The following is a 749-nucleotide window of genomic DNA, read 5'->3' on the forward strand; positions in this document are numbered from 1 at the left end:
TCCAGATCGGTCTGGGTTAGGCGATAGTAGCTGGTACCCTGATAAGGCGTGAAATCGGTCAGATGGTAGTTCTTCAGCGCACTGCTGTTGGCACCGATCTCGGTTACTTCACCTACTTTCTCAAACGATTTGAGATCCTTGCTGCGCTCAATCAAGAAACCCTTGTTGTTGGTTTCCAGCGAAGTGGTCCAGGCCAGCTCAACGGTGCGATTTTCCTGCGCTTGTGCCGTGAAGGAAACCAGACCTACCGGTAGAGGACCCGTCACCACCACTGGCGTTTGTGCATTATCATTGGTGGTGTTATTGGTAGCCAGCCCAGTGCCTACTGCATTGGCCAGCACGTTAGGTGGCAAAGGGGTGGTTGGACTGACACCAACAATGGCTAACACCAGATCATAGAGAGCATTGCCCGGAACCGGACCATTGGTACTTTTCACCGTAACGATGGTACCGCTCGCACTGCTATAGGCACCCACCGTGAGTACCAGGTTGGTGGTGACATTGGTCGAACCGGTAGGTACTGATACGGACGATCCTGTCACGCCAATATTGGGAGGCAAGTTAAAGGTAAAGGTTGCTGCAGCTGCTTGTGGGATATCGGTAGAACTACCATTGCCAAAGCTGGCGGTTATACTGGCGGCCTGGCCAGTTACCAAAGGGTTGGGGGCGATAACAATTCCGCCAACAGCTGGATCTTGTGCAAAGGCGGCATAGCCACTGCTCAAACCCATCAGGAGCAAAAGTAAAAG

The 749-nt window shown here is 52.6% G+C and carries 1 pseudogene; it reads right to left on the reverse strand.

Annotated features, from left to right (window positions below):
* A pseudogene (locus tag GO755_RS41230) lies at nt 1-731 on the reverse strand (T9SS type A sorting domain-containing protein); the annotation flags it as partial.
* Between the last annotated feature and the right edge of the window lie 18 nt (nt 732-749).

It is taken from the genome of Spirosoma arboris, assembly GCF_009754945.1.
GTDB classification, from domain to species: Bacteria; Bacteroidota; Bacteroidia; order Cytophagales; family Spirosomataceae; genus Spirosoma; species Spirosoma arboris.